Source organism: Nocardia sp. JW2, from assembly GCF_051843015.1.
Classification (GTDB): domain Bacteria; phylum Actinomycetota; class Actinomycetes; order Mycobacteriales; family Mycobacteriaceae; genus Nocardia; species Nocardia coubleae.
Window position 1 is genome coordinate 1 of sequence record NZ_JBPXLK010000042.1, and the last position, 20,376, is coordinate 20,376.

Here is a 20,376-nt window from a genome sequence, read left to right on the forward strand (position 1 = left end):
CAGCTGCCACGCGCACCGCAACACGCTCAGATGGGACTACTTGACCTCGTACATCCAGATCTGGATGTTGGCCAATTCGCCGGTCTCGCCCCACTTGTACTCACGGGCCACACCGGTGCCGGTGTAGGCACGGACGTACTCGACCAGGTCGGCGCGGGTCACCTTGCCGGAGTCGATGCCCTTGAGCAGGATCGTGGCCAGGTCGTAGCCTTCGACGGAGTAGACGCCGGGGGCCTGTCCGTTGAACGCGGTGTACTCGGCGGCGAACTTCTCCGGCGCCGGGCTGCACGGGCACGACAGCAGCGCGTCCTTGGACGACGAACCGGCCTGGCGCACGAACTCGGGATCGTTGCTGCCGTCGGCGGAGACGAAGGTCGCGGTCACGCCACCGGAACGCAGCTGCTGCACGAACGGCGCGGCCTCGGCGTAGTACCCGGCGTAGAAGATGGCGTCGGGCTTGGCCGCCGACAGCTTGGAGACCGTCGCCGAGAAGTCCTTGTCGCCTTCCTTGACGTTGGCCGCGCAGGAAGGATCGGCGGCGCCGCCGGCCGCGGTGAGGAAGGCCTGCGCGAGACCGGCACCGTAGTCGGTGTTGTCCTGCACGACGCAGATCTTCTTGAAGCCCTTCTCCTTGGTGAGGTAGTTCGCCACGGCCGGGCCCTGCGAGTTGTCGTTGCCCAGGCCGCGGAAGAAGGTCTTCCAGCCGTTCTGGGTCAGCGTCGGGTTGGTGGCCGAGGCGGTCAGCGTCGGCATGCCCGCCTCGCTGAGGATCTGGCCGGTCGCCTTGGTCTCACCGGAGAAGGTCGGACCGATCAGGCCGACGATGCTGGGATCGGCGACGATGGTCGGGATCTTCTGGCTGGCGTTCTGCGGCTTGCCCTCGGTGTCGAATTCCTTGAGCGAGACCTGGCAATCCGGGTTCGCCTTGTTGTGCTTGTCCAGGGCGAGTTTCACGCCCATGGTGATGTTGATGCCGAGCGCGGCGTTGCCACCGGTCAGCGGTCCGGCCATCGCGATGCTCGTCGGCGCGCACTTGGCCTTGCCGTCACCGGCCGGGTCGGCGGCCGCGCCCGCGTCGCTCTGGGGAACGGCCTTGCCCTCGGTATCGAGCTGCACGACGGGCTGGATGGAGAGGTCGGTGTTGCCGCCACCGCCGCCGTCGGACGACTTGTCACTACATCCGGACAACACCAACGACGCGGCAGCTCCGATTACCAGAACTCCTCGCGTCGAACGACTGCGCCATGTCGAACTGAGCACGTCTCACCTCTATGTCCTGTGCACCCCGGGGTCGCCGAGGGGGCCGACCCACGTTCGACCCGGTGAGAACATATCGCCGCTTTGTTAGATCCGCATCACATTCGCATCATGTCGGATGCTTCGTGTGCGGTCATAGTTCACGTTATTGTTTCGCTTACGTAAAGTTTTTCCGGTTTCCTGGGCGCGCACCGGAGCTTTACGGTTCGGCGTCACTGCGGGGTGAGGTTCTCCAGCACGACTTCGGCCACCGCCTTCATGGTGGTGCGCCGATCCATCGCCGTGCGCTGAATCCATTTGAACGCCTGGGGTTCGGTCAAACCCTGAGTCTGCATGAGCACACCCTTGGCACGCTCGACCAGTTTGCGGGTCTCGAGCCGGTCGGACAGATTCGCGACTTCTGTTTCCAGCGCGGAGATTTCGTGAAAGCGGCTGGCCGCGAGTTCGATCGCGGGCACCAGATCCGACTTGGTGAACGGCTTCACCAGATACGCCATCGCGCCGGCGTCACGCGCCCGCTCGACGAGGTCGCGCTGACTGAACGCGGTCAGGATCACCACGGGCGCAACACGTTTCGTCGCGATCTCGGCGGCGGCATCGATGCCGTCGCGGCGCGGCATCTTCACGTCCATGATCACCAGATCGGGGCGCAGCTGCTCGGCCAGCTCGACGGCCTGCTGACCGTCACCGGCCTCGCCGACGACGTCGTAGCCCTCTTCTTTGAGCATTTCCACGAGGTCCATGCGGATGAGGGCCTCGTCCTCGGCCACGACAACGCGCTTGGCCACCACGTCACCCGCGGCGCCAGCGCCTGCTGCATTCGTGCTCATAGGTTCGACCCCTCTGGATTCCGACTGCCGATGTCGAGAGTACCTATCGCGTCCACTTCCGAATGCGTGGAGCTGCCGGAACCGCGGGTGACACGTGTGCGAGGTCATCGCGTGCCCCGCGACAGATACTCCCCCGCGGAGCGCGGCCGATGCCGCGCTTCCGCCGTGGTGCCGAGTGTGGGACTCGAACCCACACGTCCTTTCGGACAACGGTTTTTGAGACCGTCGCGTCTGCCAGTTCCGCCAACCCGGCGCACCGCGGTCACTATAGCGTCCCGGCACACCCGGAAGCGAACCGGCCCTCGCCCACGGTCGGCCCCCGGCCCGCCGCGCGGGTTCGCGGCAATGACCGGCCGATCGGAATTTATTTCCGAACCGAATTATCGCGGTCCGGAACCAGTGATGATCGACACATCTGGAACGAAGGTTTACCACCCCGATCACACGGGTATCACGGTCACACACAACGGATTTCGCGTCGCAATGAATGTACGGAATTCAACCGAAAGGTGAATAAATAGCAGCACGCTTGTGATGGTTACAATTCTGGCCTACTGCACGACAATGACCGGGATTACGGTATCGGTATGCACGTGCTGTTCGTCTGCAACTCCAATGTCTGCCGCTCGGTGATCGCCGAACGGCTCACCCGGGCATTCGCGGCGCACAACGGACTGCCAGGCCTCACCGCCGAAAGCGCGGGAACCCGTGCCCTCGTCGGTTTTCCGGCCGAACCGCTCGCGGCCGAGACGATCGCCGGGCTCGGTGGCGACACCACCGGATTCAAGGCCCGCAAACTCAAGCCCGAAATGGTCGATCGCGCCGATCTGGTGCTCACCATGACCGAGGCATTACGCGACCAGGTGGCCGAACTGGCCTTCGGCGCCGCACCGCGCACGTTCACCCTCATCGAGGCGCACCGTATCGCCAAGGTCACCGGCGCGAAATCCATTGCCGCACTGCACCGCGCCCGCAACGACCTCGCCTATGTGGGCCGGGAGAACATCGCGGACCCGATCGGACTGTCCGCCGAGGCCTTCGTCGAGGTCGGCGACCGCATCGCCGAGGTGCTCTTCCCCCTGCTGAGCGCACTCGCACCGCACGAGCAGACCAAACTCAGCGAGGACGAACGACCGGGACTGGTGATCGAGCCCGGTGGCGCACGCCCGCTCGCGGCCTTCCTCGCCGCGCAACGCAGGAGATGAAGGTCTGTTCGCGAGAGCGGACACCGATTACACTTCGGCGCGGACGTGGAAGTTTCCCATGCTGGTTCGACACACGACAGGACTCGGACATGCCGAAACGCATTTCGGATGTTTCTCTCCATGTGTATGTGACCCCGGACGTCCTCGACCGCATCGTCGCCGATATCCGAGGCGTCCTCGCCGACCACATCCAGGACCGCGACGTCTTCGCCTGGCGCTTCACCCTCCCGGTCGACGCCACCGACACCGTCCACCAGGACCTCGAAAACCAATGGCTCGCAAGCCATCCCGGGCACCAGCCGGAGACCGAGGCGACCTTCGAGATCGCGCTGAGCCTGGTCGGTGAACCCACCGACCTCAGCGACGACGACATCGCCGACCTCGAATCCGGGCTGGCGCTCGCCGTGTACGGCGCGGACCGGACGGTGCCGTTCACACTGCGCGCTCATCAGCGCAGCGACGTCGAGTTCGAACCCGACGTCGAGCGCCTCTGAAATACCTGCCTCAGCGCGCCGGGAAGTGGCGGATGACGCCCTCTTGCACCGTGGTGGCGAGCAATTCGCCACTGCGCGAATAGAACCGGCCTGTCGCCAGCCCACGCGAACCCGCCGCTACCGGCGACTCGGTGGCGTACAGCGACCAGTCGTCGAACCGGAACGGGCGATGGAACCAGATCGAATGATTCACCGTCGCCGCGAGAATCCGGTCCAGCCCCCACGACAAACCGTGCGTGGTGATGATCGAATCGAGCACCGTGGTGTCGGACGAATAGCCGAGCGCCGCCACGTGCAGCAGCGGATCGTCGGGCAGGGAACCGTCGGTGCGCATCCACACCCGGTTGTGGTTGAGCTTGGCGCCGGTGCCCTTGAGAATCCACGCCGGATCGTTGGTATAGCGCATATCGATCGGGTGCGGGGCGTTGATGAACATCTCGAGCTTGTCCTCGAACCCCGCGAAATGCTCCTCGATCCGGGGTAACGACTCCGGATCGGGCACCACGGGCGCGTCGTGGGCGTGCTCGAGGCCCTTGCCCCAGTCCTGGAACGCGGCCAGCATGACGAACAACTCCTGGCCGTCCTGGCTGGCGGTCACCGTCCGGTTGGCCAGCGCGCGCCCGTCGCGATGCCGCTGCACGTGGTACTCGATCGGCTTCTTCACGTCGCCGCCACGCACGAAATGCGCGTTGATCGCGTGCAGCGGGCGATCACCCGCGGTACGGCCCGCGGCGACGATCGCCTGAGAGACGAGCTGACCACCGAAGGTGCGGCTCCACACCTTCTCCGGGTGGTTGCCCAGGTAGACGTCCTCGCTGATCTGCTCCAGGTCGAGCAGGTCGAGCAACACCCGCAGGTCGGATGACGGCTCGCCGGGCCCGATGTCGATCATCTCGTCTACCGAACTACTCACTGCTAATGGTCCTCTTCTCCGATGCGGTGCACGTGGATCAGGTTGGTGGAACCGACGGTACCCGGCGGGGAGCCTGCCACGATGACGACCAGGTCGCCCTTGCGGTACCGATCCAGCGACAACAACGCCTGATCCACCTGGTGGATCATCGCATCCGTGCTGTCGACCATGGGCACGATGAAGGTTTCGGTGCCCCAGGTGAGCGTGAGCTGACTGCGCACCTCCGGCAGCGGCGTGAACGCGAGCAGCGGCAGCGGGGTGTGCAGGCGGGCCAGGCGCCGCACGGTGTCACCGGACTGGGTGAACGCGACGAGAGCGCGGGCGTTGAGCCGCTCGCCGATGTCGCGCGCGGCGTAGGAGATCACACCGCGCTTGGTGCGCGGCACGTGGGTCAGCGGTGGCACCCGCGACGTCTCGGACTCCACGGCGGTGACGATGCGGGCCATGGTGCGCACCGCGTCGATCGGCCAGGCACCGACCGAGGTCTCCCCCGACAGCATCACCGCGTCGGCACCGTCGAGCACCGCGTTCGCGACGTCGGAGGCCTCCGCGCGGGTGGGGCGGGAGTTCTCGATCATCGATTCGAGCATCTGGGTGGCGACGATGACCGGCTTGGCGTTCTCGCGCGCCATCTGGATCGCGCGCTTCTGCACCAGCGGCACCTGCTCGAGCGGCAACTCGACACCGAGGTCGCCACGCGCGACCATCACCGCGTCGAAGGCGAGCACGATGGCCTCGAGGTTCTCGATCGCCTCCGGCTTCTCCAGCTTGGCGATCACCGGCACCCGGCGCCCGACCCGGTCCATGATCTCGTGCACGAGTTCGATATCGGAGGGCGAACGCACGAACGACAGCGCGATGAAGTCGACGCCGAGCTTCAGCGCGAACTCGAGGTCCTCGATGTCCTTGCCGGACAGGGCGGGCACCGACACGTTCATGCCGGGCAGCGACAGCCCTTTGTTGTTGCTCACCGGGCCGCCCTCGGTGACCCGGCAGACGACATCGTTGCCCTCGATGGCCTCGACCGTCAGACCGACCTTGCCGTCGTCCACCAGCAGGCGGTCACCTGCCTTGGCGTCCTGGGCGAGTTCCTTGTAGGTGGTGGAGACGCGGTCGTGGGAGCCGTCGACATCGTCGACGGTCACGCGCACCTGCTCGCCGGTCGCCCAGTGGGTCTTGCCCTCGGTGAAGCGGCCGAGGCGGATCTTGGGGCCCTGCAGGTCGGCGAGGATGCCGACCGCGCGACCGGTCTCGTCGGAGGCCGCGCGGACCATCTTGTAGTTGTCGGCGTGGTCGGCGTGCTCGCCGTGGCTGAAGTTCAGCCGGGCTACATCCATGCCGCTTTCGACGAGCTCACGAATTCGGTCCTGGGAGGCAGTGGCCGGCCCGAGGGTGCACACAATCTTCGTTCGTCGCATCACGCCCCCAGCCTAGTGCTTGTCCGCCTCCCCGCGAATTCTGCCGGCCGCAGGGTTGTGGTCAGCTATCGACCGGACCGGCGGTTTTCGACGGGACGGGGGCCGAGCGTTCCCGACGAGTTACCCATGTGTTCACGAAATCAGTTGTCACCTGACGGCGACGTGTCTGGAAAGTCTTGTTTCCAGGCGGGTTTGGGCGAAGCCGAGGACCAGGCAGATGGCCCAGTAGTAGAGGGCCGCGACGCCGTAGAGGGCGAAGAAGTCGAAGGTGGGGGCGGCGGCGAGCTGGGCGGTGCGCAGCAGTTCGGTGACCAGGATGGTCGAGGCCAGTGAGGTGTCCTTCACCAGCGAGATCAGGGTGTTGGACAGCGGGGGAACCGCGATCCGGGCGGCCTGCGGAAACACGACGTACCACAGTGTTTGCACATACGTCATGCCCAGCGATTCGGACGCCTCCCACTGACCGTGGGCCACGCTCATGATCGAGGAACGAACCACCTCGGCGGCGTAACCACCCACATTCAGGCTGAACGCGATCACCGCCGCCGGAAACGGATCGATGACGACGCCGAACTGTGGCAGCGCGTAGAACACGATGAACAGCTGAACCAGCAGCGGGGTGCCGCGAATGATCGAGATGTAGAAGCGGGCGGGCCACGACAGCACCCGCCGCGCCGACATCCTGGCCAGCGCGACACCCACCGCGATGGCCAGGCCGATGACGAAGCTGATCGCGGTGAGCGGCAACGTCATCGTGACCGTCGCCTCGAGCATCGGCCACAGGTTGCGCCGGATCAGCTCCCAGGTCGCCTGATCCATCCGCTACTTGCTGACGTCGGTGCCGAAGTACTTGTCCGACAGGCGGGCCAGGGTGCCGTCGGCGGCCAGCTCGGCCAGCGCCCGGTCGACATCGGCGACCAGCGCGGCGTCGTCCTTGCGGCCGGCGAAGGCCTGCTTGCTGACCTCGCCGGTCTTGGCGGCGATCTTGATACCGGTGTCAGCGGTCTTCTTGGTGTACTCACCCACCGCGAGCGTGTCGTTGACGGTGGCGTCGACGCGACCCGCCTTCAGCAGCTGCACCGCCTGCACGAAGCCCTCGACCGCCTCGACCTTCGCGCCGGCGTCCTTGGCGACCTGGCTCCAGTTGCTGGTGGCCGACTGCGCGGTGGTCTTGCCCGCGAGCGAGGCCAGGCCGGTGATGTCGGTGTTGTCGGCGCGCGTGACGATCACGCCCTCGGAGGTGGTGTACGGCTGCGACAGCGAGTACTTCGCGGTGCGCTCGGGATTGATCGTCACCTGGTTGGCGACCAGGTCGAAGCGCTTGGATTCCAGTCCGGCGAAGATCGAGTCCCACGGTGTCTGCACGAATTCGACCCGCTTGCCCAGCTTCTCGCCGACCGCGCGGGCGACCTCGACGTCGTATCCGGTGAGCTCGCCGTTCTCCTGGTAGCTGAACGGCGCGTAGGTGCCCTCGGTGCCCACCTTCAGCACATTCGGGTCGGACGCGGACGAGCAGGCCGACAGACCCGTCGCCGCGACGACGGCGAGTACGACGGCGGCAAGAACTTTGCGCACGGACATCCCTTTCTCCGCTGCGCGCCGGAACACGCGCAGGCCAAGCGACGCTACGGCGCCGCGCACGACCGACACAGAGTATCGCTCATCGCGATCGGAATGGGGGCGGGGAAACACGACGGGTGCCCTGCCGAGGCAGGACACCCGTCGGCGACGCGTGCCGGATCAGTCGCGCAGCGGGCGGCCCTGCGCGTCGGGCACCTTGCCGGTGAGCATCATGATGCCGTCGATCAACGGCCAGATGGCGCCGAGACCACAGGTCAGCCAGACCACGGCGATCTGGGCGATGCCGAGACCGGTGTAGCCGAGGTAGAACCGGCCCACACCGAAGCTGCCGAGGAAGATCTCGAGCAGACCGGCCATCAGCTTCTGCTTGTCCGAGAACGGAACCCCGTACATGTCCCGGCCGTAGGGGGCCTCCGGGTCGGCCGGGTTGTACCCCTGCGGCATGCCGTACGGCTGCGGCTGGCCATAGCCCGGCTGCTGCTGGGCGTACGGGTCGGCGGGCTGACCGTACTGCGGCTGCGGCGCGCCGTACTGCGGCTGACCGTAACCGGGCTGCTGGGCGTACGGGTCCGACGGCTGCTGGCCGTAGGCCGGCTGACCGTACTGCTGGTGCGCGCCCGAATCGGGCTGCTTGCTCAGATCAGGGCCGTATTGCGGATTGGGGTTGTAGGGGTCGGTCACTCATGTCCTCCATCATTCGTGCGGGTACCCGTCGTGGCCCCCGGCCATGTGGTGATCGGCCGAACGGCGGTGCGCCCGCGACGATCACGGTCATTGTGGCCGGTACCACCGGCCGTTGTCTTCTCGGGTGCCTCGTCGTCACGAGCACGCAGCACTCACGGGAATATCGCGACGGGTGTTCGTCGTGTTGACGAACACCCGTGGATCAGTTCGGTTTCTCGAGAGATCAGGCCTTCTTCGCGTCCGATTTCGTCGGCTCGCCTGCCTCGTCGGCCTCGGTGGCGGACTCTTCCCCGGTAGCAGCCGCGACCTCGGCCGGTTCGGTGGTGGTCACAGCCGAATCATTGTGTTCCCCTGCGGGTTCCGACTTCTTCGCGAGGTCGACCTGTCCGCCGTCGGCGTTCTCGGCCGCACCGAGCGCGCGCAGTTTCGACAGCTGCCACGGCCACGGACGCGGCGCCGCGCCGGGCTGCAGCAAGGCCGGGTCCTCGCGGCCCTTGGTCGCCAGCGCGAAGTAGGCCATGGCGCCGAGGAAGACGAGCGCGGAGGTGAACGAGTTGACCCGGATACCGAGCACGTGGGTCGCCTCGTCGCTGCGCATCAGCTCGACGAAGAACCGGCCGAAGCTGTATCCGGCGACGTAGAGCGCGAACAGGCGGCCGTGCCCGATCCGGTACCGCTTGTCGATCTGCACCAGCAGCACGACGACGAGCACGTTCCAGATCATCTCGTAGAGGAACGTCGGGTGGACCACCTCGAGCACCTGCCCGGTGGACACCCCGTTCATCATGTCGCGCGCGCCCGTCTCGGTGTCGTAGCGGGCGTAGATCTCGAGACCCCACGGCACCTCGGTGGTGCGACCGTAGAGTTCCTGGTTGAAGTAGTTGCCGAGCCGGCCGATGGCCTGGGCGAGCAGCACGGCCGGGGCAATCGCATCGCCGAGCGCAGGCAGCGGGATCTTGTAGATGCGGCAGGCGATCCAGGCGCCGATGCCACCGAAGAACACCGCACCCCAGATGCCGAGCCCGCCCTGCCAGATATAGAGCGCCTCGACGGGGTTCTTGTCCGGCCCGAAGTATTTGTGCCAGTCGGTGGCCACGTGATAGACCCGCCCGCCGACCAGTCCGAACGGCACCGCGAACATGGCCACATCGAGCACCGCCCCGGCCTGCCCACCACGCTGCTGCCACCGGCGTTCACCCCACCAGATGGCGACGATGATGCCGAGGATGATGCACAGCGCGTACGCCCGCAACGGAAAGGGCCCGAGCTGCCAGACACCCTGCGGCGGACTCGGGATATAGGCCAGGACTGAGTTCACGGCCACCACGTTAGTGGAGAGCCAGGATTCGGGTCAGCCCGTCCCCTGGCGAGTGACCCGTGTCCCGGTGAAACCTGCTTCGGCTACGAGCGCACCGTTGCGGCGCGGACGCCTTCGGCGAGCTCGGAAGTCAGTGCGCGCACCGCGTCGAGGCCCTCAGCGGCGGCCGAGACCAAGGCCGAGCCGACGATGACGCCGTCGGCGTAGGCGGCGATCTCGGCGGCCTGGGCGCCGGAGCGGACGCCGAGGCCGACGCCGATCGGGATGTCGGAGTGGGCGCGGATGCGGGAGCACAGGGCGGGGGCGGCCGAGGAGACGGCGTCGCGGGCGCCTGTGACGCCCATGGTGGAAGCGGCGTAGATGAATCCGCGGGAGGCTTCCAGCGTCTTGACCAGTCGCTCCTCGGTGGAGGACGGGGCGACGAGGAAGATGCGGTCCAGGTTGTGGGTGGACGACGCGACGAACCAGTCGTCGGCCTCGTCGGGGATCAGGTTGGGGGTGATGATGCCCGCGCCGCCCGCGGCTGCCAGGTCGCGGGCGAAGTTGTCGACGCCGTACTTGAGGACCGGGTTCCAGTAGCTCATCACGACGGCCTGACCACCGGCGTCGGTGATCGCCTCGACGACGGAGAACACGTCACGCACGCGGACGCCGCTGCGCAGCGCCTGCTCGGCGGCGGCCTGGATGACGGGGCCGTCCATCACCGGGTCGGAATAGGCGACGCCGACTTCGACGATGTCGCAACCGGATTCGACCATCGTCCGGCACACCTCGATGGAACCGGCCAGATCGGGGTAGCCCGCGGGCAGGTAACCGATGAGCGCCGCCCGGCCCTCGCTGCGCGCGGCCGCGAACGTATTGGCCAGGCGCGACTGCTGACTCACTGTTGGTTCTCCTCATCGAACAGACCGAACCAGCGGCCCGCGGTGTCCATGTCCTTGTCGCCACGACCGGACAGGTTGACCAGGATGATGGCGCCCTCGCCGAGTTCCTTGCCGAGCTTCAGCGCACCGGCCACGGCATGGGCGGACTCGATCGCCGGGATGATGCCCTCCGAACGGGAGAGCAGCAGCAGCGCGTCCATCGCCTCGGTATCGGTGATCGGCGCGTACTCGGCGCGGCCGATGTCCTTGAGGTGGGCGTGCTCGGGGCCGACACCCGGGTAGTCCAGACCGGCGGAGATCGAATGCGATTCGATGGTCTGGCCGTCCTCGTCCTGCAGCAGGTACGAGTAGGCGCCCTGGAACGCACCGGGTGTACCGCCGGTGAAAGTGGCTGCGTGCCTACCGGTTTCGACACCGTCGCCGGCCGCTTCGTAACCGACGAGACGCACGCCCGCGTCGGGGATGAAGGCGTGGAAGATGCCGATGGCGTTGGAGCCGCCACCCACACACGCCACCACGGCGTCGGGCAGGCGACCGGCGCGCTCGAGCATCTGCTCGCGCGCCTCCATACCGACCACGCGCTGGAAATCACGCACCATCAGCGGGAACGGGTGCGGGCCCGCGGCGGTGCCGAAGCAGTAGTAGGTGTCGTCGGCGTGGGTGACCCAGTCGCGCAACGCCTCGTTGATGGCGTCCTTGAGGGTCTGCGAACCGCTGGTCACCGAGATCACCTCGGCGCCGAGCAGGCGCATCCGCGCCACGTTGAGCGCCTGGCGGGCCGTGTCGACCGCGCCCATGTAGATCACGCAGTCCAGACCGAGCAGCGCGCAGGCGGTGGCGGTGGCGACACCGTGCTGACCGGCACCGGTCTCGGCGATGACGCGGGTCTTGCCCATCCGCTTGGCGAGTAGGGCCTGGCCGAGCACATTGTTGATCTTGTGCGAACCGGTGTGGTTCAGGTCCTCACGCTTGAGGAAAATCCTTGCGCCACCGGCGTGTTCGGCCAGCCGGGTGCATTCGAACACCGGCGAGGGGCGACCGGTGTAGTCGCGCTGCAGCCGGTCGAGTTCGTCGAGGAAGGTGTGGTCGGAGCGCACCTTGTCGTATTCGGCGGTGACCTCCTCGATCACGGCCATCAACGCCTCGGGCACGTGCCGCCCGCCGTAGACACCGAAGTGCCCGCCCGCGTCGGGTTCGTAGTCGCTGTGTTGGGCCACCCCCGCGCTGGCCTGGGGCAGCGCGCTCATCGGATGCTCCGCCGTGCGGGCTTCGGGCAGGAGGGGTGGGCGCCCGCGGTCACCAGGTCGGAGACGGCCGCGCGCGGGTTTCCGCTGGTCACCAGGCCTTCACCGACGAGCACCGCGTCGGCGCCCGCGCCGGCGTAGGCCAGCAGGTCGGCGGTGCCACGGATGCCGGACTCGGCCACCCGGATGACCTCCGAGGGCAGACCGGGTGCGATCCGGGCGAACACGTCGCGGTCGACCTCGAGCGTCTTGAGGTTGCGCGCGTTCACACCGATCACCGAGGCGCCCGCTTCCAGGGCACGATCGGCTTCCTCTTCGGTGTGCACTTCCACGAGAGCGGTCATACCGAGTGATTCGGTGCGGTCGATCAGCGAGGACAGCACGTCTTGTTCGAGCGCGGCCACGATCAGCAGGATCACGTCGGCGCCGTGGGCGCGGGCCTCGTGGATCTGGTACGGGCCGACGACGAAGTCCTTGCGCAGCACCGGGATGTTCACCGCGGCGCGCACGGCGTCGAGATCGTCGAGCGAACCGCCGAAGCGGCGCTGCTCGGTGAGCACGCTGATGATGCGGGCGCCACCGTCTTCGTAGGCCTTGGCCAGGACGGCCGGGTCGGGAATGTCGGCCAGCGCGCCCTTGGAGGGGCTGGACCGCTTCACCTCGGCGATGACACCGATCCCGTCCTCGTGCAGCGCGGCGCGCGCGTCCAGCGGCGCCTTCGCGGCGGCCGCGGCAGCTTTGATCGCCTGAAAATCGAGGAGGGCTTCGCGAGCGGCAACATCCGCCCGAACCCCGTCGAGAATCGAGTCGAGTACCGTCATCTGGCTCGAATCCTTTCTGGGGAGACGAACTTCTCACCCGAGAGTCCCCCCGGGCGCTGTCTCACCGATGCCTGACAAGAATAAATGGCCGCCGCGCGTGTCACTGCGGCGGGGGTGCCGGGGGTCACGTGCCCGGTCACGGCTCGCGCCGGCCCGGGCGGTCGTCGTCGTCCGGGGTGTCTGCGGTGTCGGTGGGGTCGGTGCCCGCGTCGAGGGCATCCCACAGCACCCGGTCCGACAGCGGCGCGGCGCCGTCGGACTTGTTCACCTGGGCGCTGGCGTCGGCCCGGCGGAAGACGGGGTTGTCGTACTTGCCGGACAGCTGGGCGGTGGTCTCGGCCCGCCTGGTCAGCAATACGCCCGCTGCCAGGGCGCACGCCGCCGCCAGCACCGACAGCACGGCCGGGAAGACGTGGGCTTCGGCACCGGTGACCGTCGCCCGGCCGGGCAGCTCGGCGAGCGTGCCCGCCCGTTCGGCGGTCCTGCCCGCCCCGATGGTCAGGGCGAAACCGGGAACGGCCGCCACCGCGGCGACCACCGCGACCACCACACCGAGCAGCTGACGCAGCACACCCTTCACTGCGAACACGGCGGCGATCGCGGCGACGAGCACCAGCGCGAGCGGAGTGAGCGCCCCGAACCAGGTGCCGCCGTCGAGGTTGTCGGTGCGGGGTTCGGTGAGGCCGTCGGCCGACTGCACCGTCACCCACGTCATCCGGGACGACGCCCACAATCCAGCCGCCGCCACGGCCAGCAAGATCACCGGAACCACCGGTTTGGCGGCAGGTGCGGCCACTTGCGCGCCTGCTGTCAGGCCGTCGGCGTCCCGCGCACTCACTCGGCGCCGCCCTCGTAGGTGCGCAGGGTCTTGGCGGCCGCGATCGCCTTGAGGACCGCCATGGCCTTGTTGCGCGCCTCGGTGTCCTCGGCGACGGGGTCGGAGTCGGCGACGACGCCCGCGCCCGCCTGGACGTAGGCGGTGCCGTCCTTGAGGAGGGCGGTGCGGATGGCGATGGCGGTGTCGGCGTCACCGGCGAAATCGAGGTAGCCGACCACACCGCCGTAGATCCCGCGCCTGGTCGGTTCGAGTTCCTCGATCAGCTCCATCGCGCGCACCTTCGGCGCACCGGAGAGGGTGCCCGCCGGGAAACACGCGCGCACGGCGTCGAGCGCTATCTTGCCCTCGGCCAGCTGACCCGACACCGTCGACACCAGGTGCATCACGTGGCTGTAGCGCTCCACGTGCCGGTACTGGGTGACGCGCACCGTGCCGGGACGGCACACCCGGCCCAGATCGTTGCGGCCCAGGTCGACGAGCATGAGGTGCTCGGCGTTCTCCTTGTCGTCGGCGAGCAGGTCCTTCTCGAGCAGAATGTCGTCCTCGGCGCTCGCGCCGCGCCAGCGGGTGCCCGCGATCGGATGTGTCGTGGCGACACCGTCTTTCACGGTCACCAGCGATTCCGGGCTGGAGCCGACGATCGAGAACGCGGTGCCGCCGTCGCCGTCGGGGATGTGCATCAGGTACATGTACGGGCTCGGGTTCGAGGCCCGCAGCATCCGGTAGACCGCGAGCGGGGAACCGGTGTACTCCATTTCGAAGCGCTGCGAGAGCACCACCTGGAACGCCTCGCCCGCCTCGATCTCCTTGATGAGCCTGCGCACGCCCGAGCAGAATTCCTCGGTGGTCCGCCTGCGCAGGTAGTCGGGTTCGGGCTGGTCGAAGACCGACACCGTCGACGATGCCGGGGTGGCCAGCGCGGCGGTCATCCGGTCGAGCCGGGCCACGGCGTCGTCGTAGGCGGCGTCGACGTGTTCGTCGGTGCCGTTCCAGTTCACCGCGTTGGCGATCAGCGTGATCGCGCCCTCGTGATGGTCGAAGGCGGCCAGGTCGGTGGCCAGCATCAGCACCAACTCGGGCAGCTGCAGATCGTCCTCGGCCAGCTCGGGCAGGCGCTCGATGCGGCGGACCGCGTCGTAGCCGAGATAGCCGACCATGCCACCGGTGAGCGGGGGCAGCCCGGGCAGGCGTTCGGTGCGCAGCAGTTCGAGGGTTTCGTGCAGCACGCGCAGCGGGTCGCCGCCCGAGGGCGCGTCGGCGGGGACGGTGCCGAGCCAGGCGGCCGCACCGTCGACGACCGTCAGTGCCGACGGGCTGCCCGCGCCGATGAACGACCAGCGCGACCAGGAGCGCCCGTTCTCGGCGGACTCGAACAGGAAGGTGCCCGGCCGGTCGTCGGCCAGTTTGCGGTAGGCCGAGAGCGGAGTCTCGGAGTCGGCCAGCACCTTTCGGGTCACCGGGACCACCCGGTGCTCGGCGGCGAGCAACCGGAACTGCTCGCGGGTGGTGGTGGTCGGTGTCGGCGCGCCCTGCATTCGGCCATCATCCCAGGCGCCGCGACGTGGCCGCATCCTGCCCCGACCACCCCGCCGAAGGCGGTCACGACCGGGCGCCGAATGCGGTCGTGACCGGCATCACTACACTCGCGCGCGTTCCATGTCGCATGCGGTATCCCTTCTTCCGAGAGGAGCCATGTTGAATCCCTCGCATCAGGGCGCACAGATGGGCAGGCAGGCCCCTGTGTCGCAGCACTACAACGGTCCTGGACAGCAGTCCGCGGCGAGCGCGCTCACGTCGTTCGTCACCTATGCCAAGGCCATGCAGGATCTGGACGAGAAGTCGTTCCCGGTCGAGTACGAAGCGCACCGCGATCGTCTCCTGAAGCTGGAGCCGATGCTGCGCGTGCACGGCATCCTCGACGTGATGGAGATCCGCAACCCGGAGATCAAAGCGCTGTTGCGGATTCCCTAGAGCCGCAGGGCTGGTCGAAAAGGCGGGTCCCCGTTCGCGTCCGTGGACGGGGACCTTTTGCGCTCGGGCACCGGCCGTTAGGGTCGTGCGCATGCAGCCAGGTCAGACCGCGCCCCCGTTCGAACTTCCCGATCAGTCCGGCGAACTCCGCTCCCTCGACGCCCTGCTGGCAGGCGGGCCGCTCGTCCTGTTCTTCTACCCGGCCGCCAACACTCCGGTCTGCACCGCCGAGGCCTGCCATTTCCGTGATCTGAGCGCCGAGTTCGCCGCCCTCGGTGCGTCGTGTGCCGGGATCAGCACCGACAGTGTCGAGGTGCAGGCCGGTTTCGCCGGCAAGCAGCGACTCGACTATCCGGTCCTTTCCGACGCAGACGGGGAGGTCGCGGCCGGTTTCGGCGTCAAGCGCGGACTGCTCGGCAAGTTGGCCCCGGTCAAACGGCACACCTTCGTCATCGATACCGATCGCACGATCCTGAAGGTCGTCACCGGTGAACTGCGCGCGGCCGTGCACGCCGACGAGGCGTTGCGCTTCCTGCGTGAACGGGCGAAATCCGCCGGATAGCGAGGAGAAACGCCGGGCACGGATCGGTGCCCGGCGCCGTCGGCGCACCTACGCTGGGGGAATGACATCCGGCGAAGTGCGGTCGAGCGGTCAGAAGTCCACAGCTACCGTGTGGCGCAACCGGGCGATCATGATCCTGGCGACAGCGGTCGTGCTGGTCATCGCCTATTTCATCCTGGCCTCGTTCATCCCGCGATGGTGGGCGCAGCGCCTGGCGAGCCTCGTGCACGGCAGCTTCACCCAGGGCATCTGGTGGGGCCTGGTCTACGGCCTGGTGTTCACGCTGGTGCCGTTGCTGCTGTTGCTGCTCGCGGTGCGGATGTGGAAGCGCAAAGGCGGCAAGTTCATCGCCGGGGTGGCAGTCGTCATCGCGCTGCTCGGCTCCCTGCCGAACCTGATGACGCTCACCATCGTGCTCGGTGGCAACAATGCGGCGCACGCCGGTGAACGCATCCTCGATGTCGACGCGCCCGCGTTCCGCGGTGCCTGTCTGGTCGGTGCGATCGTGGCCGCGATCATCTTCGCCCTGGTGCTCGGTCTGATGGGTAAGCGGGGCATCAACCGCCGCCGGGCCGCCAAGGCCACCCCCGAACCGACGGTCCCGCCGCAGGAGTCTCGCGAATACTGATGCTTCGATGACGCGTCCCGGGTTGTGAGTGACCTCACGACCCGGGCGATCCGGCGGACGCCACAGCGACGTCGTGGCAAACTCGGTCCGGTGCGCGTCCCACTCCTCGATCCGTGCCGCCCGACCGCGAGGCGGCCTCAGCCATGACCAGATGGCTGGATCCGGTAGAACAACGCGCCTGGCAGGCGGTAGTCGCCCTGATGACAAGGGTTCCGGCCGCCCTCGACACCCGGTTGCAGCGCGAGTCCGGGCTCACGCATTTCGAATTCCGGGTGCTGAGCCTGCTGTCGGAGGAAGCCGGGCACCGGATGCAGCTCAGTGATCTCGCCCACAAGGCAAATGCTTCGCTATCGCGTCTGTCGCATGTGGTGTCGAAACTGGAGCGACTCGGCTGGGCGCGCCGCGATTCGGCGGCAGGCAGACGCGGGGTGTACGCGGTGCTCACCGACGCCGGTTTCGAGAAGGTCGTCGAGGCAACGCCCGGGTATCTCGAGGCCGTGCGCAAGCTGGTGCTCGACGGTCTCGACTGCGCCCAGACAGCCCAGTTGGCCGCCCTCGGCGAAAGCCTGTCCAGCCAATTGGACCATGTCCTCGCCGAGGGGTGCGACTAGACCTCGAATCCGGTTCAGCCGAACGTGCGCCGGTAGCTCTGCGGGCTGACGCCGGTGGTGCGCTTGAAGCGCTCCCGGAAGGCGGTGGCCGACCCGAAACCGACCTGGCCGCTGATCCGTTCGACGGAATGCTGTGTGGTTTCGAGCAGATGCTGTGCCTGCCGGATCCGGACGCGGTGCAGCCATCGCAGCGGGGTGGTTCCGGTGTGTTCCCGGAAGCGCCGGATCAGCGTGCGGGTGCTGGTTCCGGCCCGCTCGGCGATATCGGCGAGAGTGAGGTCCTCGGCCAGGTTCTCCTGCAGCCAGGTGAGCAGCGTTTCGAGCTCACAGCCCTGCGGTGTCGGGACGTGGTCGTGGACGATGAACTGCGCTTGTCCGCCTTCGCGTTCGAGCGGCATCACCGACAGCCGGGCGGCGTGCGCGGCCGCGGCCGAGCCGTAGTCACGGCGAATCATGTGCAGGCACAAGTCCATTCCCGCCGCGGCGCCGGCCGAGGTGAGGAACTGACCGTTGTCGACGTAGAGGACGTCCGGGTCGACGTCGATGTCGGGATGGGCGGTGGCCAGTGCGCCTGCCGCATGCCAGTGGGTCGTGGCGCGCAGCCCGGCGAGCAGACCCGTGGCGGCCAACGGGAAGGTGCCGACACAGATGGACGCGATACGGGTGCCCTCGGCGGCGGCCGAGCGTAGTGCCTCACGGACGGCGGGTGAGAGCGGCGCCGTCGGATCGGCGATGCCCGGCACGATGATCGTGTCCGCGTTCCGGAGGCCGTCCAGGCCCCACGGGGCGCGCAGGGTGAAGGCGCCCGCGTCGACCTCGGCGTGCTCGGCGCAGACCCGCACCTGGTAGCCGGGTCGTCCGTCGGGCAGCCGGGTCCGCGAGAACACCTCGATCGGAGTGGACAAGTCGAACGGGATCACCTTGTCCAGTGCCAGGACTGCGACGGTGTACATGGCCCGAGAGTACCGAGGTTGGCATTTTTCCGTCGAAACCTGTCGCCAGTGCCACTGTGCTCTCGCGGCGAGCACCGGTTGACTGTGGGATGTCCAGTGGATATCGACGCGAGGGAACTCATCCATGCATATTCAGATCGTCCTTTTCGACGGCTTCGACCCACTCGATGCCATCGCTCCCTATGAAGTGCTGTACGCGGGCGGCGTGGCGTCCGACGGTGCGGTCACCGTCGAGCTGGTCTCCGCCCAGGGCCCTCGCGAGGTGATCAGCGGCACCGGCGGACTGACATTGCGCGCCACCGGCACCCTCGACCCGGAACGTGCGGACATCGTTGTGGTGCCCGGGGCTTCGGGCCGGGTGGGCGACCTCGCCGAGGTGCCGGAAGCAGGTGCGGGCGAGTGGGAACCGGACCAGCCCATCCCGGTGCTGCTCGGTCGCACGCTGAGCACCGAACTGCCCGCGCTCCTCACGCAAGCGATGCAAGCCCCAGGGGTCACGGTCGCCACCGTCTGCGGAGGCTCGCTGGTCCTGGCGATGGCCGGCCTGCTCGAAGGCCGTCACGCCACCACCCACCATCTCGGCCTGGATCTGCTCGACGCCACCGGCGCGCACGCGGTCTCGGCCCGGATCGTGGACGACGGCGACCTGGTCACCGGCGCGGGTGTCACCTCCGGCCTCGATCTCGGCCTGTATCTGCTCGAGCGCGAGCTGGGGCCCCGGGTCGCGCACACCGTCGAAGAGCTCTTCGCACACGAGCGGCGTGGCACCGTCTGGCGCGCCGACGGTCTGACACCGACCGCCTTCTGAGCACCGAACCATTCATCGAACAGTCAGGAATCGCATCAGCATGTCCTTCGCAGGCACCTGGAACATGTCCATCGCCACCCCGATCGGCAAGATCGACGCCGTGGTCGAAATCCGTGAGCAGGACGGGGTTCTCACCGGCGTCGCGCGCGGAGCAGGCGAGGACGTGCCACTCACCGAGCTCCGCGCCGACGGCGATCGGCTCACCTGGAAACAGGCCGTCACCAAACCCCTTCGGCTGAACCTGGCATTCGACGTGACCGTCGACGGTGACACCCTGCGGGGAACCTCCAAAGCCGGGCGCCTGCCGTCGTCGAAGGTCGTCGGCGAACGACGCCGCTGAGGCTCAGTCGCCCTGCCTGCGCACCATTTCCGCGATCCAGGTGGGTGCGAACGGCGAGGTGCAGCCGGGCGAGGTCGGATAGTCGGCGAGCACCCGCAGCCGTTCCCCGATATCGATCGCACGGGCCCGGTACTCGGGGTGGGTGATCCCGATCTGGGCCAGGCAGGTGTTCATCGCCCATTGCAGTCGGTCGGGGGCGGTCTTCATGTGCGCTTCGATGTCGTCCAGGAGCCCGGGAAGGTCAAGTCCCGCAGGCTTTTTCACCACTCGATCGGCGGTGAGCGCCCAACCGGCGGCGGCCACCGCCGGATCCGGGTCGGTGAGCCAGGCCACGCGCAGGTCCTCGGCGTGCGGGTTCTTCTTCACCACAGAGTTCACGAGCCAGTCGTGCACCTTCGGGGTGCGGGCGGCGCGGATCATCGCGTCGAGTTCGGCCCGGTCGAAGGCTTTCGGGCGGCAGACGAGCAGGGCGAGCAGTTTCGCGGCGGTGTCGTCGGTGGCCCACAGCTCGACGGCGAGGTCGTGGCTGGTCTTCAGCCGTTTGGCGACCGCACGCAGCTCGGTGAGGTTCACGCCGTGGTCGTCGCCGTGCTTCTCGTTGACCTCACGAACACGCGGATTGTCGAGGGCGGCGAGCTCGGCGAGGACCTCCGGCACGGTCACCTCAGTCGGCCTCGCGTGCGAGCAGCACATCGGTGTCGAAGCAGGTGTGGGTGCCGGTGTGGCAGGCCGCACCTTCCTGATCGACGATCAGCAGCACGGTGTCACCGTCACAGTCGAGCCGCACCTCGTGCACGTACTGCGTGTGCCCCGAGGTCTCCCCCTTCACCCAGTACTGCTGGCGTGAACGCGAATAGTAGGTGCCCCTGCGGGTTTCGAGGGTGCGGGCCAGGGCCTCGTCGTCCATCCAGGCCATCATCAGGACGTCTCCGGTCGACTTCTCCTGCGCGATCGCGGCGACGAGCCCGGCCTCGTTGCGTTTGAGGCGAGCGGCAATAGCAGGATCCAGACTCATC

The 20,376-nt window shown here is 67.7% G+C and carries 24 protein-coding genes and 1 tRNA gene; 8 read left to right on the forward strand and 17 right to left on the reverse strand.

Annotated elements, in window-relative coordinates:
* Positions 1 to 36 precede the first annotated feature (36 nt).
* The 3 genes from ACSVDM_RS29910 to ACSVDM_RS29920 form a co-directional block, all read right to left on the reverse strand.
* Positions 37 to 1,194, reverse strand: a complete 1,158-nt coding sequence (locus ACSVDM_RS29910; protein WP_439269049.1) for a branched-chain amino acid ABC transporter substrate-binding protein — start codon at positions 1,192 to 1,194, stop codon at positions 37 to 39.
* A gap of 275 nt (positions 1,195 to 1,469) precedes the next feature.
* On the reverse strand, positions 1,470 to 2,087 hold the full coding sequence (locus tag ACSVDM_RS29915; protein ID WP_067498083.1) for an ANTAR domain-containing response regulator: 618 nt from the start codon (positions 2,085 to 2,087) through the stop codon (positions 1,470 to 1,472).
* 166 nt (positions 2,088 to 2,253) lie between these two features.
* Positions 2,254 to 2,340 (reverse strand) — tRNA-Leu (locus ACSVDM_RS29920).
* Between the two features lie 334 nt (positions 2,341 to 2,674).
* Between ACSVDM_RS29920 and ACSVDM_RS29925 the strand changes: the two genes are divergently transcribed.
* Positions 2,675 to 3,292 (forward strand): arsenate reductase/protein-tyrosine-phosphatase family protein, encoded by a 618-nt coding sequence (locus tag ACSVDM_RS29925; protein WP_067498086.1) that lies wholly within the window; start codon positions 2,675 to 2,677, stop codon positions 3,290 to 3,292.
* A gap of 89 nt (positions 3,293 to 3,381) precedes the next feature.
* Entirely contained in the window at positions 3,382 to 3,786 is a 405-nt protein-coding gene (locus tag ACSVDM_RS29930) for a hypothetical protein (protein ID WP_439269050.1), read from the forward strand.
* Positions 3,787 to 3,796: 10 nt separating this feature from the next.
* Here ACSVDM_RS29930 and ACSVDM_RS29935 read toward each other — a convergent pair whose 3' ends face one another.
* The 11 genes from ACSVDM_RS29935 to ACSVDM_RS29985 all read right to left on the reverse strand — a co-directional run bounded on the left by ACSVDM_RS29935 (position 3,797) and on the right by ACSVDM_RS29985 (position 15,022).
* Positions 3,797 to 4,678, reverse strand: coding sequence for an acyl-CoA thioesterase (locus tag ACSVDM_RS29935; protein ID WP_067644681.1), 882 nt, complete (start codon positions 4,676 to 4,678; stop codon positions 3,797 to 3,799).
* 23 nt (positions 4,679 to 4,701) lie between these two features.
* Entirely contained in the window at positions 4,702 to 6,120 is a 1,419-nt protein-coding gene (gene pyk, locus ACSVDM_RS29940) for a pyruvate kinase (protein WP_439269051.1), read from the reverse strand.
* Positions 6,121 to 6,264: 144 nt separating this feature from the next.
* Entirely contained in the window at positions 6,265 to 6,936 is a 672-nt protein-coding gene (locus ACSVDM_RS29945; protein ID WP_067644687.1) for an amino acid ABC transporter permease, read from the reverse strand.
* 3 nt (positions 6,937 to 6,939) lie between these two features.
* Positions 6,940 to 7,698, reverse strand: coding sequence for an amino acid ABC transporter substrate-binding protein (locus ACSVDM_RS29950; RefSeq protein WP_357151442.1), 759 nt, complete (start codon positions 7,696 to 7,698; stop codon positions 6,940 to 6,942).
* A 159-nt stretch (positions 7,699 to 7,857) separates the two neighbouring features.
* Positions 7,858 to 8,379: a TM2 domain-containing protein gene (locus tag ACSVDM_RS29955; protein WP_067498102.1), complete on the reverse strand. Its 522-nt coding sequence runs from the start codon at positions 8,377 to 8,379 to the stop codon at positions 7,858 to 7,860.
* A gap of 226 nt (positions 8,380 to 8,605) precedes the next feature.
* Entirely contained in the window at positions 8,606 to 9,709 is a 1,104-nt protein-coding gene (lgt, locus tag ACSVDM_RS29960) for a prolipoprotein diacylglyceryl transferase (protein ID WP_439269052.1), read from the reverse strand.
* A gap of 74 nt (positions 9,710 to 9,783) precedes the next feature.
* Positions 9,784 to 10,584, reverse strand: a complete 801-nt coding sequence (gene trpA / locus ACSVDM_RS29965; protein WP_439269053.1) for a tryptophan synthase subunit alpha — start codon at positions 10,582 to 10,584, stop codon at positions 9,784 to 9,786.
* Complete coding sequence (gene trpB / locus ACSVDM_RS29970) at positions 10,581 to 11,831, reverse strand: tryptophan synthase subunit beta (RefSeq protein WP_439269054.1); 1,251 nt, start codon at positions 11,829 to 11,831, stop codon at positions 10,581 to 10,583. Before trpB ends, trpA begins: the two co-directional genes overlap by 4 nt.
* Positions 11,828 to 12,649, reverse strand: a complete 822-nt coding sequence (gene trpC, locus ACSVDM_RS29975; RefSeq protein ID WP_357151456.1) for an indole-3-glycerol phosphate synthase TrpC — start codon at positions 12,647 to 12,649, stop codon at positions 11,828 to 11,830. Before trpC ends, trpB begins: the two co-directional genes overlap by 4 nt.
* Before the next feature lie 136 nt (positions 12,650 to 12,785).
* Complete coding sequence (locus ACSVDM_RS29980) at positions 12,786 to 13,487, reverse strand: TIGR02234 family membrane protein (protein ID WP_439269055.1); 702 nt, start codon at positions 13,485 to 13,487, stop codon at positions 12,786 to 12,788.
* Positions 13,484 to 15,022 (reverse strand): anthranilate synthase component I, encoded by a 1,539-nt coding sequence (locus ACSVDM_RS29985; protein ID WP_357151458.1) that lies wholly within the window; start codon positions 15,020 to 15,022, stop codon positions 13,484 to 13,486. Before ACSVDM_RS29985 ends, ACSVDM_RS29980 begins: the two co-directional genes overlap by 4 nt.
* A gap of 157 nt (positions 15,023 to 15,179) precedes the next feature.
* On the opposite strand from ACSVDM_RS29985, the gene ACSVDM_RS29990 reads away from it, so the two are divergent.
* From ACSVDM_RS29990 to ACSVDM_RS30005, 4 genes are all read left to right on the forward strand, one after another.
* A complete protein-coding gene (locus ACSVDM_RS29990) occupies positions 15,180 to 15,458 on the forward strand; it encodes a hypothetical protein (protein ID WP_067498134.1) in 279 nt (92 codons plus the stop codon).
* Between the two features lie 91 nt (positions 15,459 to 15,549).
* Entirely contained in the window at positions 15,550 to 16,020 is a 471-nt protein-coding gene (locus ACSVDM_RS29995) for a peroxiredoxin (protein WP_067644699.1), read from the forward strand.
* A gap of 61 nt (positions 16,021 to 16,081) precedes the next feature.
* On the forward strand, positions 16,082 to 16,648 hold the full coding sequence (locus tag ACSVDM_RS30000) for a permease (RefSeq protein WP_067498139.1): 567 nt from the start codon (positions 16,082 to 16,084) through the stop codon (positions 16,646 to 16,648).
* Between the two features lie 143 nt (positions 16,649 to 16,791).
* Positions 16,792 to 17,259 carry a MarR family winged helix-turn-helix transcriptional regulator gene (locus tag ACSVDM_RS30005; RefSeq protein ID WP_439269056.1) on the forward strand — a complete coding sequence of 156 codons (468 nt, stop codon included), beginning with the start codon at positions 16,792 to 16,794 and terminating at the stop codon, positions 17,257 to 17,259.
* A gap of 14 nt (positions 17,260 to 17,273) precedes the next feature.
* Here ACSVDM_RS30005 and ACSVDM_RS30010 read toward each other — a convergent pair whose 3' ends face one another.
* Positions 17,274 to 18,212, reverse strand: a complete 939-nt coding sequence (locus tag ACSVDM_RS30010) for a GlxA family transcriptional regulator (protein ID WP_439269057.1) — start codon at positions 18,210 to 18,212, stop codon at positions 17,274 to 17,276.
* Positions 18,213 to 18,336: 124 nt separating this feature from the next.
* On the opposite strand from ACSVDM_RS30010, the gene ACSVDM_RS30015 reads away from it, so the two are divergent.
* Both ACSVDM_RS30015 and ACSVDM_RS30020 read left to right on the forward strand, forming a co-directional pair.
* A complete protein-coding gene (locus ACSVDM_RS30015) occupies positions 18,337 to 19,020 on the forward strand; it encodes a DJ-1/PfpI family protein (protein ID WP_439269058.1) in 684 nt (227 codons plus the stop codon).
* A gap of 40 nt (positions 19,021 to 19,060) precedes the next feature.
* Complete coding sequence (locus ACSVDM_RS30020; RefSeq protein ID WP_439269059.1) at positions 19,061 to 19,360, forward strand: hypothetical protein; 300 nt, start codon at positions 19,061 to 19,063, stop codon at positions 19,358 to 19,360.
* Between the two features lie 3 nt (positions 19,361 to 19,363).
* Here ACSVDM_RS30020 and ACSVDM_RS30025 read toward each other — a convergent pair whose 3' ends face one another.
* Together ACSVDM_RS30025 and hisI are read right to left on the reverse strand one after the other, a co-directional pair.
* Positions 19,364 to 20,053, reverse strand: coding sequence for a DNA alkylation repair protein (locus ACSVDM_RS30025; RefSeq protein ID WP_439269060.1), 690 nt, complete (start codon positions 20,051 to 20,053; stop codon positions 19,364 to 19,366).
* Positions 20,025 to 20,375 (reverse strand): phosphoribosyl-AMP cyclohydrolase, encoded by a 351-nt coding sequence (gene hisI / locus ACSVDM_RS30030; protein WP_067498155.1) that lies wholly within the window; start codon positions 20,373 to 20,375, stop codon positions 20,025 to 20,027. The genes ACSVDM_RS30025 and hisI overlap by 29 nt, the downstream gene beginning before the upstream one ends.
* Position 20,376: the final 1 nt, after the last annotated feature.